This window comes from Mesorhizobium sp. BHbdii (genome assembly GCF_053848045.1).
This window is the reverse complement of the sequence record NZ_JBSPKX010000178.1, coordinates 1-471: the sequence shown is the minus strand read 5'-3', so window position 1 is coordinate 471 and position 471 is coordinate 1. Positions and strand designations below refer to the sequence as shown.

Sequence of the window (471 nt, the reverse complement as noted above, 5' to 3'; positions counted from 1 at the left end):
CAATCACGAGGACATCGTGTTCGCGTCGACAGCCTACAGCAAGCTTCAGTTCGGGCCCTACAAAGGCAATCCGAGCCGCGACGGTAATCGCATTGCGGTGCGTGCAACGCGCAATTACGGCAAAGCGGTGGTCTTTGGCTACGATCTCAAGCTGCGGCAGAAATTCCCAGATATCGATCTTGCCCAGCTTCCAGGAACCACCGGTTCCTGCTCGATCTCCCCGCTTGGGATCAACATCGTGTGCTCACAGCTATTGCCGGACGGCAATGAACCGAGCTTCATCTCTTCCATCGACGGCGTCTTGCGCCAGAAGTGGATGGAGCACCACCGGCCTGGCCACGGCGACATGACGGTCGATGTCGACGGTAGCGAAATCTACGTCGGGATCAGCAAATCGGATCCCGACAAATATCAGGTGATCAAGCGCCGATTGGCCGACGGCAAGGTCACCTCGCTGATGAAATATGGCGA

General features: G+C 57.1%; 1 pseudogene. It reads left to right on the top strand.

Annotated features, from left to right (window positions below):
* A pseudogene (locus tag ACWTU8_RS32495) lies at positions 1-471 on the top strand (hypothetical protein); the annotation flags it as partial.